Origin of the sequence: Pelagibius sp., from assembly GCF_028289705.1 — a bacterium.
Taxonomy (GTDB): domain Bacteria; phylum Pseudomonadota; class Alphaproteobacteria; order Kiloniellales; family Kiloniellaceae; genus Pelagibius.
In genome coordinates this window covers 19986-35443 of sequence record NZ_JANQOI010000065.1, presented here as the reverse complement: position 1 = coordinate 35443, position 15458 = coordinate 19986, and the positions used below count along the sequence as shown (strand labels likewise).

Below are 15458 nucleotides of genomic sequence, written 5' to 3'. Positions count from 1 at the left end.
GCGAAGAAGGCCGTGGTGGCGGCGATGGTGTCGGTGCGGGAGACGGCGCCGAGCAGTATGGGCCGCGGCGAGCGCAGGGCGTCCTCGACCGTGCGGTAGGGCGAGCGCGTGCTCCAGAGGACTGCCCGCTTGTCATCGATCACCCGCCCGAGAAACCCGATAGTGTTTAGATCGTAGCGCACGCCTTCCGCCCCGGTGATCTGACCGAAGGCCGCGGAGCCGGCACTGATCAGCATGATGGTCAGGCCGTCCGGCTTGGCTGCCGCGACCTGGTTCAAGGCGACGATGCCACCACCGCCGGGCCGGTTCTCCACCACCACCGTCGCACCGAGGCGCTCTTCCAAGTGAGGCGCAAGCATCCTGGCGTAGGTGTCGTAGCCGCCGCCGGCGCCGTAGCCGACAACCAGCTTGACCACCTTGCCGCGATAGAACTCGGCCGCGGTCTCGGCAAGCGCCGCTGCGGCACCGATGGAGATCGCCAAAAACAGGCAAGCTGCGTGCAAGAAGATTCTGAAAGCCACGGTCCGTCCCCCCCGGATGACCAGCCTGCGGCCGAGATGGCCAATGCGAGCGCAAACCTAGCGCGTTTGCCTTATGGAATCATTAACCATAACGGGCTGCCGAAGCTCAGCCGCGCCGCTCCTCCAGGTAGCAGGCCGCGGTCCCCTGGTAGTGGTCCGAGAGGTAGGGCAGGCCGGCCAGCTCGTCGTCCGTCAAGTCGCGCATCGGCTTGGCCGGGCGCCCGCCCCAAAGCTGACGGGCGCCAACCCGCTTGCCAGGCGTCACCAACGCGCCGGCGGCCACCATGGCCTGCCCCTCCACCACCGCGCCGTCCATGATCACCGCGGCCATGCCGATGAAGGCACCGCTTTCGACGGTGCAGGCATGGATCAGGGCCTGATGGCCCACCGTCACGTCGTCGCCGATGGTGGTTGGCATCCCGCCACCGGTTTCGCGATAGTCGCCGGCACGATCATGGTTCACATGGACGATGGTGCCGTCCTGGAGGTTGGTGCCGCTGCCGACACGAATTCTGTTCACGTCGCCCCGCAGCACGCAGCCGTACCAGACCGACGAGCCGGCGCCGACCTCCACATCGCCGATGATCACCGCGGTTTCGGCTATGAAGGCATCGTCATGGATCTTCGGCGTGATCCCACGGAAGGGCAAAATCATACCCGGCATCGCAAGGTCCCCTGACAGATTGGAAGTGGCGCGGACCCTCCCCGACTCCGGGAAGGCGCAGCCGCCAGCCTAACCCAGGACCGGCCGTGTCGGCACCACTTCCCGCAGCGTGTTCGCCGGACCTTCCATGCGTCTCGACGATCCGGTCCCGGAGCCCTGTCACCCTAACCCTGCGACCGACCGGCGGCTGGCGTGGTGTGGCCGGTGGTGTGGGTTGTCTTCTCCCAATTCTGCAGCATCGCCATGGTCACCGCGGCGGCGACGATCAGCAGCGGGTCCGAGATCTCCGGGCTGTGATAGCGGCCAAAAAGCTGAGCGACCTCGATCGCGGCGAGGACCGCGGCGGCCAGGAGGGTCGCCGAGACCTTGCCCATGCGGGTTTGCCAGAGGACGAATACCAGGCTGCCGTAGAAGAAAACCTTGTTACACAGCACCAGCACGCCGAGGTACATGTTGCCGTAAAGAATGCCCTGGAACGGCAACCAACTGAAACTCTGCGGCTGGGCGCGAAAGTCGAAGGGAGCCAGGCCGCGGAAGACCAGCATCGCGATAATCAAGGCTGCCAGGATCCCCGCCGGGTTCTCGCGGCGGCTGAGCAGCGCCCAGAGACCGAGCGCAATGACGGCACCGATCACGTTGGAGGCCGAGAGAAAATTCGGGACGATGAGAACTTCGAGCGCGAAGACCGCCACGATCAAGAGTGGCAGCCGATAGCCCACCACGCCATTGGGCAGCAGAGCGCGCATCAGATAGGCCGTCACCAGCCAGCCTACGATATCGTTGAAGATCAGCGGCAGGACGACTTGCGGAATATCCAGGAGCGGCGACAGGCTGTGCCGTATGGAGGCAAGGTCGAAGGACGGGACAAAGGGCACCAGACGGAAGGCAAGCCAACAGCCGAGCAGAAAGAGGGGGACCAGGGTCGGCCGCTCCGCCGGATCGGCAATGCCGTCCAGCCGGCGGCGCAGGACGAACCCGATGATGGCGCCGCAAGCGACGCCCAGGCTGTTGTAGGCGGCGTCGTAGAAGCTCTCGTGGCGCGAGGGCAGATAGATCTGAATGAGCTGAAGCAGCATCGCGAAGCAAGCGCCCGCGGCGCAGACGAAGACGACGCCCCGCCAGGGATCGCTCCAGAGCCGGTCCTGACCTCTTAGGCTCAGAACCCCGACGAGCCCGAAGGGTACGAAGCACAGGAAGTTGCCGATGGAATCGTCGAGCCCGACGCCATAGCGCAAGGAGTCCCGCAGCGTGTCGAAGAACCGGTCGTCGAAGGGAACGGGAAAGAAGTCGAACGGATAGAGCGACAAGTAGGTGATCACCAGAACGATCGCCAGCCAGAGCTTAGCCATGGTCCCTCGCGCTCTACGCCCCACAACGAAAAAGGACCCGCACGGCAGTGCGGGCCCTCTTTCCCGTACGATCCGGCAAACTCAGCGCTTGGAGAACTGGAAGCTCCGCCGCGCCTTGGCCCGGCCGTACTTCTTGCGCTCCACCACACGCGAGTCGCGGGTGAGGAAGCCGCCCCGCTTGAGCACCGGACGCAGCTCCGGCTCGTAGAGCGAGAGTGCCTTGGAGATGCCGTGGCGCACCGCCCCGGCCTGGCCGGAAAGGCCACCGCCCTTGACCGTGCAGACCACGTCGAACTGATCCATGCGCTCGGCCACCAGGAAGGGCTGGGCCAGGATCATGCGCAGCACCGGCCGGGCAAAGTAGGTGCTCTGGTCCTTGCCGTTCACCGTGACCTTGCCGCTGCCGGGCTTGATCCACACGCGGGCCACCGCGTCCTTGCGCTTGCCGGTGGCATAGGAGCGGCCGAGGGCGTCACGCTGCGGCTCCGGCGCCTCGGCGGCGGCCTCCTGAACCACACCGGTCGCGGCGCCCAGATCACCCAGATCGCTGAGGGTTTGGGTTTCGTCGGCCATGCTTACTGGCTCCTCTTGTTCTTCGGATTCATCGCTGCGAGGTCGAGCGTCTCCGGCTGCTGGGCCTCATGGGGATGCTCGCCGCCGGCATAGACCCGCAGGTTCTTCATCTGCTGGCGGCCGAGACGGTTGCGCGTGATCATGCGCTCCACGGCCTTGAGGATCACCCGCTCGGGGTGCTCGCCCTCGATGATCTGCCCGGCGGTGCGCTGCTTGATGCCACCCGGATAACCGGTATGCCAGTAGTAGACCTTGTCGCTCGCCTTCTTGCCGGTCAGCTTGACCTTCTCGGCATTGATGACGATGACGTTGTCGCCGCAGTCCATGTGCGGCGTGAAGCTCGGCTTGTGCTTGCCGCGCAGGATCTTGGCAACCTGCGAGGCCAGGCGGCCGAGCACGACCCCGTCGGCATCGATGAGAATCCACTTTTTCTCGATGTCCGACGGCGTGGCTGAGAATGTCTTCATCGCACTATCGCTGTCCAAATGGGTTGGGAAAGCGCGCCCACGTCGGGCAGCGCTCCGAAGCCGCGTTTTCTATGGACCGGGCGGCGGTCTGTCAATCGGAAAAAGCCCCATTTTCACAGCACTTTATGAATGAGGTATTATAATACCCTATAGGTAACCTCTTGCCGGGAAACCCTTAATCCGAGCGCCCATGACAGGGCATGGAGATCAGCCCCGGGGCGGGATGGAATAGGTGGCCGTGACGTGGGAGACCGGGTCGCCCTGGCCCTTCGCATGGAGAAAAACCTCCCCCACCGCCAGACGTTTGCCGAGCTTGATGAGGCGGCAATCGGCCCGGATGGCCCCGGGTTGCGGCTTGCTCAGGAAGTTGATCGAGAGATTGGTGGTCACCGCCAGCGGCACCCTGCCGATCGCCCCCAGAACCGCGGCATACATGGTGAAATCGGCGAGCGCCATCTGGGCCGGACCGGAGAGCGTGCCGCCGGGGCGTATGTGGTCCGGGCTTGCCGGCATGAGCGCGCGTGCCCGCCCGTAGCCGATCTCCTCGGTCACGAAGCCATAGATCTTCTGGAAGGGCGCGCTTTCGTCCAGGAGCTGATTGAATTCCTCCAGCGTGATGCGGGGGAGCGGGCTGTCTTGGTCCATCGGGATGGCGCCTTCCGTCTTGAACTTTCTGGCTTGGATATCCTGGCGTTGTGGGACCTTAATACCCCTTGAACTCAGGCCCGCGAAAGCGCCAAGGTCCGGCGCGTTCTGGAAATGGCCCGAGGATAGCCAGAGGAAAAGATGTCAGCCGAAGCCGCTAGCCTTCGCGAACCGGCGGCGGCTCCAACATGTCCTCGAAAAACCAAGCGGCCAGCTCGTTTCGACTGGCCACTCCCGCCTTTCGGTAGACTGCGGAGGCTTGTTGACGCACTGTTTTTTCTCGCGTTTCCCGGAGTTGGGCTATCTCCCTAAAAGATAACCCCTTCAGCATCCCGATAACGACATCCTGCTCACTGGCTGTCAGATTCCAGGCGTCAAACTGCTTTTGCATCACCGCGCGATACTGGCTCGCGAGTTCCTGCGATCTGGTATCGAGCCGGGCTAGCTGACCGCGGGCCTTGTTTAGCTGCCCACCCAGTTCCCTAAGCGCCCGTTGCTGCACGCGGTACTCGAATACGAACACGCCTAATACGACTGCGCTGAGGACGAACCTCGACAAGTCGTCAGCCATCGAACCCAGCGCCTCGCCGTCCGCGAACTCGGCGATGATTTCCGCGGCGCTGGTACCAAAGACAATCAGCACGAAAACCGCGAAAACCGTCTGCCGGCTCGGAACCCGCTCTAGCGTGTCGATCATGGTGTTTTCCTGAGGTCTTATTGGGAATCAAGATATTAGCACTTCGTCGGATCGCTGAAATTGACCTTATGCCTGATGTCCAGGGCCGCCAATCCGGCATCTGTCCAATGGACCGTCGGCCCCGGTTTACCAACCATAGAGGCCGCGACGATGATCACCACGATGGCCCGAGCCTGCAGCCCGACGGCTTGCTCACAGCCCACATATTGTCATGAGGAGTTCCATGTCGTTTGTCCTTTCTCGGCGGCGGTTTCTTGCCAGTAGCGTTCCTGTCCTGAGCGCCAGCCTGATTCGGCCTGCCTGGTCTACAGCCACGCCCTCCAAGCTACCGATACCGGCGCTTGTTGACGGAACCAGTGGAGAACCGGTCGATCTGCAAATTCGCAGAGGCGAATGGTCTTTCAAGCCCGGCGTCAAGACAGCGACTCTGGGGATCAGCCAAGACTACTTGGGACCAACGATACGAACCCAGCAAAACAGCGAACTCAATCTGCGCTACCAGAACACCCTGACCGAAGGCGTAGCCATTCACGGTCACGGCCTGCACGTTCCAGGCAAAGTTGATGGCGGACCACAGCTGGAAATGGCACCGGGAGACCAGTGGCAGCCCAGATTGTCCATCGTGCAGCCGGCCGCGACTTGTTGGTATCACTCCCATACGCATGGCAAGACCGGCGATCAGGTCTATCGCGGTTTGGCCGGTCTGATCATCATCGATGATGATGAGGCCGATTCAATGGACCTCCCGCGTCAATATGGCATTGACGATTTGCCGGTGATCATTCAGGACCGAACCTTCGACGCAGAGGGCCGTTTGGTCTATTCACTGAACGACGCAGACGAGGACGGCTGGCTGGGCGAAACTGTGGTGATCAACGGTGCGATTGCACCGGTTGCAACGGTCCCTGCCGGAAAGGTCCGGCTGCGAATCCTCAACGGTGCCAATGCGCGGTTCTACATCGTTGCATTTGCTGACAACCGTACATTTTACAAGATTGCCAGTGACGGCGGGTTGCTGGCAGCCCCTGTGCCGATGACGACAATGGAAATGTCGCCCGGCGAGCGTTGCGAGATCATTGTTGACGTGTCGGATGGCAATGCCGCCGAATTGCTCACTCTTTTCGAAGATGAGTTCGATGAGGCCGAGGGCGGCATCGTCAACAATCTGCTGGATCTGCTAGGCCGCTCCGAGACGCCCCCGCTACAACCATCGCTGACCCTGAGAGTCGACAGGTCACTGCGAGCGCATACGGCGCCCTTGCTCGAGAAACTGGCGACCATTGCCCGCCCCAACGAAAGCGAAATAACGCGCACCCGCGACTTTGTGCTCGCTATGGGGGATGGCGGCGGTCATGGCACGCATGGAGGCCATGCCGCGATGGATATGACCATCAATGGTGCGGCGATGGACATGAACGTCATCAACGAACGTGTCCAACGCGGCGTTTGGGAGCGTTGGCGTATCCGCTCCGATCAGGGCGCGCACCCGTTTCACGTGCACGGTTGTTCTTTCCTGATCGAGCAAATGGAAGGCGCGGCCGCGCCACCGGATCAGCGAGGTTGGAAGGATACCGTGGTGTTGGATGACGACGATTGGTCTGAAATTGTTGTTCGCTTCGATCATCCGGCGACCGAGCAGTATCCCTATATGTATCACTGCCACATCCTGGAACACGAAGATCGCGGCATGATGGGACAGTTCACCGTGAGCTGATCCCGCCAGAGAGATTGACAAAAACAAGCGGCGCCACAGAAGCCGGATACACCGCATAAAATACTGATAATAAAGCGTTTTAGATTAGCGCCTGGAGTATTGGAGGCTCCGGCGCGCCTTGGCACGGCATACCTCTTGCGCTCCACGACGCGGGAGGCGCGGATCAGGAAACCGCCGCGCTTGAGCACCGAGCGCAGATCCGCCCCATAGAGCGTCAGCGCCTTGGAGATGCTGTGGCGCAGCGCCCCGGCCTGGCCGGAGAGGCCAACGCCCTTCACCGTATTGGATTCCTCCAGCGCGGTTCGGCGGAGAGGGCTGTCTTGGTCCATCTGGACGGCGCCTTCCGCCTCGAACTTTCTGGCTTGGATATCCTGGCGTTGTGGGGCCTTATTACCCCTTGAACTCAGGCCCGCGAAAGCGCCAAAGTCGGGCGCGTTCTGGAAACGGCCAGAGGATGGCCAGAGGAAAAGATGTCAGCCGAAGCCGCCCGGGCGAGCGAGCCGCCCCTCCTTCTCCGCTCCGACCGTGAGGGCATCGCAAGCCTCACCCTCAACCGCCCCGCGCAGTACAATGCGCTCTCCACCGGCCTGATGGCGGAGCTGCAGGGCTGTCTCGACGAGATCGCCGAAGACCCGTCGGTTCGCGCCGTGGTGATCGAAGGCGCCGGCAAGGGCTTCTGCGCCGGCCACGACCTCAAGGAACTGCGCACCAGGGGCGGCGACCGGGCCTTCTTCCAGGGTGTGTTCCGGCAATGCAGCAAGCTGATGGTGTCCCTGACCACCCTGCCCCAGCCGGTGATCGCCAAGGTCCACGGCATCGCGACGGCGGCGGGCTGCCAACTGGTGGCGACCTGCGACCTGGCGGTGGCGGCCGATACGGCCCGCTTCGGCACGCCGGGGGTCAACATCGGCCTCTTCTGCTCGACGCCGATGGTGGCGCTCTCCCGGGCGGTGCCGCGCAAGCAGGCGATGGAGATGCTGCTGACCGGCGAGATGATCGACAGCGACCGGGCGATACAGTTCGGCCTGATCAACCACGCAGTCCCGCAAGAGCGGCTGGACGAAGAGACCATCCGGCTGGCCGAGAGGGTCATCGCGAAATCGCCGCTTACCCTGAAGATCGGCAAGGAGGCCTTTTACCGGCAGATCGAGTTCGGCCTGGTCGAGGCTTATGCCTACGCCAGCGAAGTCATGACCACCAACATGCTGGCGCGCGATGCCGAAGAGGGTATCGACGCCTTCATCGAAAAGCGCAAACCTGAGTGGGAAGGCCGCTAGGCCGCGGCGGCCGGGCGCAGCTATAGAGAGTTCTTTTTCCGATGCAGACGTTGCAGGAGTTTTGGGCCCTGGTCTTGGACGTATGGGCCCATGGGTTTCTCGGAATCGAGATCGGCCGGCTGCTCATCGCCCTGGGCATCCTTCTGGTCTTTCTGGTGTTCCGGCGCCTTTTCACGACCGTTGTGCTGTCCCGCCTCAAACGCTTCGTGAGCCGGACCGAAGGCCGCTTCGACGACGAGTTGATTGCCGCTCTGGAACAGCCGGTGCGCTTCATTCCCGTGGTGATGGGCGTGTTCTTCGCGGCCGAGTACCTGGAGCCGCAGGGAACCTTCAAGCTGATCGTCGACAACATCCTGCGCTCCCTCGTCGTCCTCACCATCTTCTGGGGCTTCTTCAACGCCATCGGCCCCCTCTCCTTCCTGTTCCAGCGCCTGGAGCGCGTCTTCACCCGGCCGATGATCGAATGGCTGGTGAAGGCCACCAAGATCGGCATCGTCTTCATCGGCGTGGCCACCACCCTGGAGATCTGGGGCATCGAGGTGGGGCCGATCATCGCCGGCCTCGGGCTGTTCGGCGTCGCCGTTGCCCTGGGCGCGCAGGATCTCTTCAAGAACCTCATCGCCGGCATCCTGGTGCTCGCCGAGAAGCGCTTCCATCCCGGCGACTGGATCCGCGTGGAGGGGGTGGTCGAGGGCACGGTGGAGACCATCGGCTTCCGCTCGACCCGGGTGCGCCGCTTCGACAAGGCGCCGGTCTTCGTGCCCAATGCCAAGCTCTCCGACAACGCCGTCACGAATTTCAGCGCCATGACCCACCGGCGCATCTACTGGATGATCGGCGTCGAGTATCGAACGACCGTGGACCAGCTCCGCAAAATCCGCGATGGAATCGAGACCTACGTGCTAGAGAGCGAAGACTTCGTGCCGCCCGAAGACGCCTCCACCTTCGTGCGCATCGACCGCTTCAGCGACTCCTCCATCGACATCATGCTCTATTGCTTCACCAGGACCACCAATTGGGGCGAATGGCTGGAGATCAAGGAGCGGCTGGCCTACCACATCATGACCGTGGTCGAAGGGGCCGGCAGCGGCTTCGCCTTCCCGAGCCAGTCGCTCTACGTCGAGAGCCTGCCCGACGACCGGCCCGAAGCGTTCGTGCCTCCGGGCGATGAGAAGGACACCTCTGGCGCCCCCGCGAAACAGGCAGCCGATTAGGGCCTGTTGAGATTCATTTCGCCGTTGTGGTCCGAGCGAATTTGGCCTGCGGTTAGGAGCGACGAGGAAGGACATGCCAAAGCATATTCGACGAGGAGCGACGCGGCCGCGGGCCAAATCCGCCGGATCCCTTTGGGACGGGGCAGATATTCGCCAGGGCTGCGTCGCGGACGCCTTGTGGGGGACCACCCCACGGCGCCGCCCGCTCCTAGCCCTGGCGCATATCTGCTCCCGCCACGACGGCGAAATGAATATCAACAGGCCCTAGCCCATGAGCGATGCCCTGACCTACACAAACAAGGACCTGCTGGCGATCCTTCACAGCACCAAGGCCATTGCCATGGTCGGTGCCTCGCCGAAGTGGAACCGGCCCAGCTTCTTTGCCATGAAATACCTGCAGGAAAAGGGCTACCGTGTAATCCCCGTGAACCCCGGCGCGGCGGGCGGCGAGATCCTGGGCGAGACGGTCTACGCCAACCTCACCGAGATTCCGCACAAGTTCGAGATGGTGGACATCTTCCGCAACTCCGCGGCGGCCGGGCCGATCACCGACGAAGCCATCGCCGTGGCCGCGGACAAGGGCATCCGCGTGGTCTGGATGCAGCTCGGCGTGATCAACGAGGAGGCGGCACGCAGGGCCGAGGCCGCCGGCCTGACGGTGGTGATGGACCGCTGCCCCAAGATCGAGTTCGGCCGGCTGCATGCGGAGCTCTCCTGGGGCGGCTTCGACTCCGGCATCATCACCGCCAAGCGGCGGAGGGTCCGCCTGACATGAAGAAGACCACGCCATGAAGAGCAACAAGACCCCCGGCTTCGAAACCCGTATGATCCATGCCGGCACCCAGCCGGAACCGGTGACCGGCGCGCGCCAGACGCCGATCTTCCAGAACACCTCCTACGTCTTTCACGACGCCGACCACGCCGCATCGCTGTTCAACCTGCAGACCTTCGGCTTCATCTATTCGCGCCTGACCAACCCCACGGTGGCGGCGCTGGAGGAGCGTCTGGCGAGCCTGGAAGGCGGACGCGGCGCCACCTGCTGCGCCTCCGGCCACGCGGCCCAGATCCTCGCTTTCTTCGCGCTGATGGGACCGGGCGACCGCTTCATCGCCTCCAACCGGCTCTACGGCGGCTCCATCACCCAGTTCGGCAAGACCTTCAAGAAGTTCGACTGGCACGTCGACTTCGTCGATGTCGACGAACCGGAGGCGGTGCGCCGCGCCCTGACCGACAGGACCAAGGCGATCTTCGTCGAGAGCCTGGCCAACCCCGGCGGGGTGGTGAGCGACCTGGAAGCCCTGGCCGCCATCGCCCAGGACGCCGGCATCCCGCTCATCGTCGACAACACCATGGCCACCCCCTATCTCTGCCGCCCGTTCGAGTGGGGGGCCGATCTGGTGGTCCACTCGACCACCAAGTTCCTCTCCGGCAACGGCACCTCGGTGGGCGGCGCGGTCGTGGATTCGGGCCGTTTCGACTGGTCCAGGAGCGGCAAGTTCCCCGGCCTTGCCGAGCCGGAACCGGCCTATCATGGTCTCAGCTTCTACGAGACCTTCGGCGACATGGCCTTCACCATGCAGGCCCACGCGGTGGGGCTGCGCGATCTCGGGGCGACCATGGCGCCGATGAACGCTTTCCAGACCCTTCTGGGCAGCGAGACCCTGAGCCTGCGCATGGAGCGCCACTGCGCAAACGCGAAGGCGGTCGCCGAATTCCTGGAAGCGCATCCGCAGGTCGACTGGGTGTCCTGTGCCGCGCTGCCGAGCAGCCCCTACCACGCGCTTGCGCAGAAATATCTGCCCCTTGGCGCCGGCTCGGTCTTCACCTTCGGTGTGAAGGGCGGCTATGAGGCCGGCGTGAAGGTGGTCGAGGCCTGTGAGCTGTTTTCGCACCTGGCCAACATCGGCGACACACGCTCCCTGATCCTCCATCCGGCCTCCACCACCCACCGCCAGCTCACCGACGAACAGCGCGAAGCGGCCGGGGCCGGGCCGGAGGTGGTGCGGCTCTCGGTCGGCCTGGAAACCCTCAACGACCTCGTCGCCGACCTGGACCAGGCGCTGACAGCCGCGTCCCGCGTCGCCGCCGCTGCCGACTGACTTGCCGCGAGTGTTTCGCTTCGCCCGTCGGGCTCGCGGACGGTCGGCACAACGTGTTCGAGGTGATCGACTTCAACAGGTTTGGAGGTCGGAGATAGGGGCGAGTTCGCGAAGAAGAGGCTGTTACTCGGCCGGCACGGCGACGGTCGCCTGAGGCCGTTTGTTGGGCAGAAAGAAGGCGACCACGGTGGCCGCACCGGCGGTCGCGGCCAGGATAAGATAGAGCCAGACGAACTCTCCGGTTTGTCCTTCGACCCAGGAGGCCAGCAGGATGGCCGGATTGGCGATGACGAAGGCCAGGACGAACTTGACCCCGTAGGCGAGGCTTTGGTGGCGCTGCGGCGTGTAGCGGGCCAGCAGCATGTTTTCTGCCGGCAGCGCGGCGGCACTGAGGATGACCGTCAGCACGGCAAGCGCGATCAGCGGGCCCGATCCTGCCGTCGCCAGCAGTGCCATGACCGGCACCTGCAGCAGGAAGGCGCTGAGATAGATCGGCTTCAGAGGGAAACGGTCCGCCAGCCAACCGCCGACAAGCTGCATGACCCCGCCGACGGTGTAGACCACCGCCACCAGGAGGCCGATGCCGAGAGCGCCCTCCCCTGCGATGTCGCGCAGGCGCAGGTCGAAGACCTTGGGGAGCGAGGCCTGGGTTGCGTGGAACAGCAGTCCCATGACCAGCATCGTCAGCAGCAGAATGGCATAGACTCTGACCATGTCCTGCCGGGAGGGGGGCGGGTCGACCGGCTTCCGGGACTGCCCGTCGTCGACCATGCCCAGACGCACCGCCACGAAGAGCGCGACTCCGGTCACCAGACAGACGATCCCCGGAATGATAAAGGCGGCGCGCCAACTGATGGCATCGATCAGAACGCCGGCCACCAGACCGGCCGAGGCCACGCCCAGCGAGCCGAAGATGCCGTTCACCGCCAGCGCCATGCCGCGCTTCTTCGCGCTGCGCACCAGCCAGGCGATGCCCACGGGATGATAGATGGCGCTGAACAGTCCGACAGCGGCCAGCCCCAGCATCAGCGCTGTCGTCGAATCGACCAGACCGCAGACGATGCCGGAAAGGCCGAGGCCCACGAAGTAGATCGTCATCATGCCCGTCGTCGACCAGCGGTCCGCCAGCCAGCCGGACGGGAGGGCCGCCAAACCCACGAGAAGCGAGCCGATGGCCCAGAGCTTGATCAGTTCGTGGTTGGGAATGTCCCACTCGGCTTCGAGCGAGAGGGCGATGACGAAATAGAAAGCCGTGCAAAGGTGCATGTAGGCGTGGCCCAGGCACGAAAACAACAATGTCAGGCCCGCCGGACTGGCCCTCATGACAATACCCCTTTGGCTTTCTGGAATTTTTTCTATACGGCAACGCGGCGGCCAGCAAGGCGCCGCCCTGCAAGGCTGCTATGCGGTGGCGGGGTCAGCGCGGTGTTTAGCCGAAAACGCGCTTGCCACGGTTGTGCCGTAATCCATCACGAGAGGGCCACGATCCCGCCGCCCGGGCGCCATGCCGTCCCGGCAGCATGGCCGGCAATGAAATCCTCACAAACAAAGCCAAAACGCGGCGGGAACAGGCACATGCTCGGACAGGAAGAACAATCAGGCAGTTTTGCCCCCAATGACTGCAACCCGCGGACCTCTGCGGATTTCGAGGCGCAGATCGATCTGGAGCGGCTGGTCTGGGACCCGGAATACCGGAACTCCGTGCGCCATTTGTTGCCACGCCAGGACTAAGGCGTTTTCCCCGCAGGGCCTTACCGGTCCCCGGTCTCCGTGGCGATCCAGTCGAGAAAGCCGCGGTTTCCTCCGGCAATGGGCAGCGCGACCACACAGGGGCATTCGTAGCTGTGAAGGTCCTTCACCGCAGCGGTCAGGGCTTCCACCAGGTGTTCGGGCGTTTTCAGCAGCAGCAGGCTCTCCTCGCCTTCCTGAACCTCGCCATCCCACCAGAAGATCGGGTGGATTGCCGGGACGATGTTCGCACAGGCCGCCAGGCGCGCCTTAACCATGGCACGCCCGATGCTGCGCGCTTCCTCCACATCGGCGGTGGTGACATAGACCAGACAGCAGGACAGGCGCCGGGCTCCCGATTCGCTTTCTCCGTCAAGCTATCGTACCATAGCGGCCTAGCCCGGAGAGAGAGCATGGCCGATTTGTCCCCCACGGTCCAAGCGCTCGACGGCAGGCGGCGGCGAGTCCGCCCGACTGTGACGCAGATCGCTTGGTTGCGCCGCGGCCTTGACCAGCCCGGCGGCAAGTTACCGTTGTTTGATCACTATGGTCAGAAATACGACAGCCGCACCATCCGCAGCTGCATCGAGCAAGGCTGGGCCGAACCCTGGTTCGAGAACCCCATCAAGCCGGATTGGACGGTCTGCAAGTTGACCGAGGCGGGACGCAAGGCTGCCACGCCGAAGCAACCGAAAGACGCGGTTGAGGCAAGAAAGGTCGTCGAAGGCCTCTTCGCCTGATAGCCCTCGTGAGGGCCCGCTCGTAGGCTGGCGATGGCTTAGCGGATCTGCTTGCGCCAGCGCTCGATGGTGTGGGCGACAAAGCCGTCCTCGCCCCTTTCAGACTGCCAATGCCGCGAAAAGCTCGCGGTGTCGCTTTGCGGGCGCTTGGCCTCCGGCAGATCGTCGAAGCGAATGCGCATCGGCAGGACGACGCCCTCGCCGATGACCACGGCCTGCTGGTTGCGCAGAGCCGGCAGGCTGGCGAGCATGCCCTCGGCACTCTCGGGCAGAGCCCGGCGCACGAAGTCCTGATCCTTCTGGTTGCCCATGCGCAGGGCGAAGAGCGTGCTGCACTGGGAGATGATGGTCTCGGACAGCTCGGAGGGGCGCTGCGACACGAGCCCCAGGGCGAGGCCGTATTTGCGCCCTTCCTTGGCGATCCTGGAGATGACCCGGCGGGTCGGCTCGAAGCCCTTGCTGGCGTCCTGGGGGATGTAGTGGTGCGCCTCCTCGCAGACCAGCAGCACCGGAACGGCCGCCTCCCGCTCGCTCCAGATCGCGAAGTCGAACAGCGTGCGGCAGAGCAGCGAAACCACGACGTCGACGATCTCGGAGGGCACACCGGAAAGATCGAAGGTGGTCAGCGGCTTGCCCTCGACCGGCACGCGGATGATCCGCGCCAGCACATCCGGCAGGGTGTCGCGGACCGAGAGACCGGAAAACATGAAGGCATAGCGCCGGTCCGCACGCAGCGCCTCGATGCGCGCGCGCAGGCGCAAATAGGGCTTGGCCTGCTCCGCCTTCTGAAGCTGGCCCATGGCGGCCTCGATGTTGTGCAGCAGGGCGCTCAAGGGATAGGGCGACGGCGTGTCCACGGTCAGAAAACGCCGCGCCTCATCATCTTCGGCAGAGGCGCGCTTGGCGGTCAGGATGGCGTCCTTGAGGATGAAGGCTTCGGCGGGACCGTTGACCTCGTCGCGGCTGCACATCACCTCCACCATCTCCTCGAAGTTCAGGAGCCAATAGGGCAGTTGCAGGTTCTCCGGATTGACGACCTCCGCTAGGCCATTGAAGGCCTGGGCATACTCGTTGTGCGGGTCCAGCAGGACCACGTGGCCGAAGGGATGCTCGGAAAGAATGGCGTGCAGCACCGTGGCCAGGGCGCAGGACTTGCCGGAACCGGTGGTGCCAAGGATGGCAAAGTGCTTGCCGAGCAGATCGTCGGTCACGAGATAGGCCGGCAGCTCGGTGTCCTGATGCAGCGTGCCGATACGGACGTTGGAGGCCTTGGGGCGCTTGTAGATCTGCTGCAGCTCGCCCGACGAGGCGGCGAAAATCGGGTCGCCGAGCCCGGGGTAGATGGAAACCCCGCGCAGCAGATCGAAGTTGTCCTCGCTCCCGGCCCCGGGCCCGGCCTCTGCCCCGTCCTCGAGCAGGTACTCGCCGAACAAGTCGATCTCCACGATCCACTGCTCGCCGAAGTCCGGCGACGGCGAAGGGTTGCCGGTGGAGAGCGCCGAAACGATGCCGAAGGCCACCGACCGCTGGGTCGGCATCTTGACCAGCGATCCGATCTGGACCGCTTCGTTGAGCCGCGAGGCGGCCTCGGCCCCCGGCCCGACGGGGACCAGACTGCCCGTGATCCTGGCGCCGTTGACCGAGACGATGTGCCCCACCGTCATGGCCGCCGAAGAGGCGGGCGCCGGCGCCGAAGAAACCTTGTGGATGTTCTCTGCCGTCTGCATGCCGGAAGCCTTCTTTCCCTGGGCGTGGAGAAGGGGCCGAACG

At 64.0% G+C, this 15458-nt stretch carries 17 protein-coding genes and 1 pseudogene; 7 read left to right on the top strand and 11 right to left on the bottom strand.

What is annotated here, in order from left to right:
- From Q0996_RS07910 to Q0996_RS07880, 7 genes are all read right to left on the bottom strand, one after another.
- Positions 1–521: tripartite tricarboxylate transporter substrate-binding protein (locus Q0996_RS07910; protein ID WP_299617418.1), on the bottom strand; the 521-nt coding region annotated here is incomplete at its 3' end.
- 106 nt (positions 522–627) lie between these two features.
- Complete coding sequence (locus Q0996_RS07905) at positions 628–1185, bottom strand: gamma carbonic anhydrase family protein (RefSeq protein WP_299617416.1); 558 nt, start codon at positions 1183–1185, stop codon at positions 628–630.
- A 164-nt stretch (positions 1186–1349) separates the two neighbouring features.
- Entirely contained in the window at positions 1350–2534 is a 1185-nt protein-coding gene (locus Q0996_RS07900; RefSeq protein ID WP_299617414.1) for a VanZ family protein, read from the bottom strand.
- An 81-nt stretch (positions 2535–2615) separates the two neighbouring features.
- The gene (gene rpsI, locus Q0996_RS07895; protein WP_299617412.1) at positions 2616–3107 is read right to left on the bottom strand and encodes a 30S ribosomal protein S9; all 492 of its coding nucleotides are present in this window, start codon (positions 3105–3107) and stop codon (positions 2616–2618) included.
- A gap of 2 nt (positions 3108–3109) precedes the next feature.
- Complete coding sequence (rplM, locus tag Q0996_RS07890; protein ID WP_299617410.1) at positions 3110–3574, bottom strand: 50S ribosomal protein L13; 465 nt, start codon at positions 3572–3574, stop codon at positions 3110–3112.
- A 207-nt stretch (positions 3575–3781) separates the two neighbouring features.
- The gene (locus Q0996_RS07885) at positions 3782–4219 is read right to left on the bottom strand and encodes a PaaI family thioesterase (protein WP_299617408.1); all 438 of its coding nucleotides are present in this window, start codon (positions 4217–4219) and stop codon (positions 3782–3784) included.
- 157 nt (positions 4220–4376) lie between these two features.
- On the bottom strand, positions 4377–4916 hold the full coding sequence (locus Q0996_RS07880; protein ID WP_299617406.1) for a LuxR C-terminal-related transcriptional regulator: 540 nt from the start codon (positions 4914–4916) through the stop codon (positions 4377–4379).
- Positions 4917–5139: 223 nt separating this feature from the next.
- Between Q0996_RS07880 and Q0996_RS07875 the strand changes: the two genes are divergently transcribed.
- Positions 5140–6630: a multicopper oxidase domain-containing protein gene (locus Q0996_RS07875; protein WP_299617404.1), complete on the top strand. Its 1491-nt coding sequence runs from the start codon at positions 5140–5142 to the stop codon at positions 6628–6630.
- An 84-nt stretch (positions 6631–6714) separates the two neighbouring features.
- Here the strand turns inward: Q0996_RS07875 and rpsI (Q0996_RS07870) are convergent.
- A pseudogene (rpsI, locus tag Q0996_RS07870) lies at positions 6715–6911 on the bottom strand (30S ribosomal protein S9); the annotation flags it as partial.
- A gap of 189 nt (positions 6912–7100) precedes the next feature.
- Between rpsI (Q0996_RS07870) and Q0996_RS07865 the strand changes: the two are divergent.
- The 4 genes from Q0996_RS07865 (at position 7101) to Q0996_RS07850 (ending at position 11220) form a co-directional block, all read left to right on the top strand.
- The gene (locus Q0996_RS07865) at positions 7101–7907 is read left to right on the top strand and encodes an enoyl-CoA hydratase (RefSeq protein ID WP_299617402.1); all 807 of its coding nucleotides are present in this window, start codon (positions 7101–7103) and stop codon (positions 7905–7907) included.
- A gap of 41 nt (positions 7908–7948) precedes the next feature.
- On the top strand, positions 7949–9121 hold the full coding sequence (locus tag Q0996_RS07860; RefSeq protein WP_299617401.1) for a mechanosensitive ion channel family protein: 1173 nt from the start codon (positions 7949–7951) through the stop codon (positions 9119–9121).
- 271 nt (positions 9122–9392) lie between these two features.
- Complete coding sequence (locus Q0996_RS07855) at positions 9393–9896, top strand: CoA-binding protein (RefSeq protein WP_299617399.1); 504 nt, start codon at positions 9393–9395, stop codon at positions 9894–9896.
- Between the two features lie 13 nt (positions 9897–9909).
- Positions 9910–11220: an O-acetylhomoserine aminocarboxypropyltransferase gene (locus tag Q0996_RS07850; RefSeq protein WP_299617397.1), complete on the top strand. Its 1311-nt coding sequence runs from the start codon at positions 9910–9912 to the stop codon at positions 11218–11220.
- Between the two features lie 123 nt (positions 11221–11343).
- Here Q0996_RS07850 and Q0996_RS07845 read toward each other — a convergent pair whose 3' ends face one another.
- The gene (locus Q0996_RS07845) at positions 11344–12543 is read right to left on the bottom strand and encodes an MFS transporter (protein ID WP_299617395.1); all 1200 of its coding nucleotides are present in this window, start codon (positions 12541–12543) and stop codon (positions 11344–11346) included.
- 252 nt (positions 12544–12795) lie between these two features.
- Between Q0996_RS07845 and Q0996_RS07840 the strand changes: the two genes are divergently transcribed.
- A complete protein-coding gene (locus tag Q0996_RS07840; RefSeq protein ID WP_299617394.1) occupies positions 12796–12951 on the top strand; it encodes a hypothetical protein in 156 nt (51 codons plus the stop codon).
- 20 nt (positions 12952–12971) lie between these two features.
- Here Q0996_RS07840 and cutA read toward each other — a convergent pair whose 3' ends face one another.
- Positions 12972–13280: a divalent-cation tolerance protein CutA gene (gene cutA, locus Q0996_RS07835; RefSeq protein WP_299617420.1), complete on the bottom strand. Its 309-nt coding sequence runs from the start codon at positions 13278–13280 to the stop codon at positions 12972–12974.
- Between the two features lie 81 nt (positions 13281–13361).
- Here cutA and Q0996_RS07830 point away from each other — a divergent pair, with 81 nt between their 5' ends.
- The gene (locus Q0996_RS07830) at positions 13362–13688 is read left to right on the top strand and encodes a hypothetical protein (protein ID WP_299617392.1); all 327 of its coding nucleotides are present in this window, start codon (positions 13362–13364) and stop codon (positions 13686–13688) included.
- Between the two features lie 38 nt (positions 13689–13726).
- Here Q0996_RS07830 and Q0996_RS07825 read toward each other — a convergent pair whose 3' ends face one another.
- Complete coding sequence (locus Q0996_RS07825; protein ID WP_299617390.1) at positions 13727–15415, bottom strand: ATP-binding protein; 1689 nt, start codon at positions 15413–15415, stop codon at positions 13727–13729.
- Between the last annotated feature and the right edge of the window lie 43 nt (positions 15416–15458).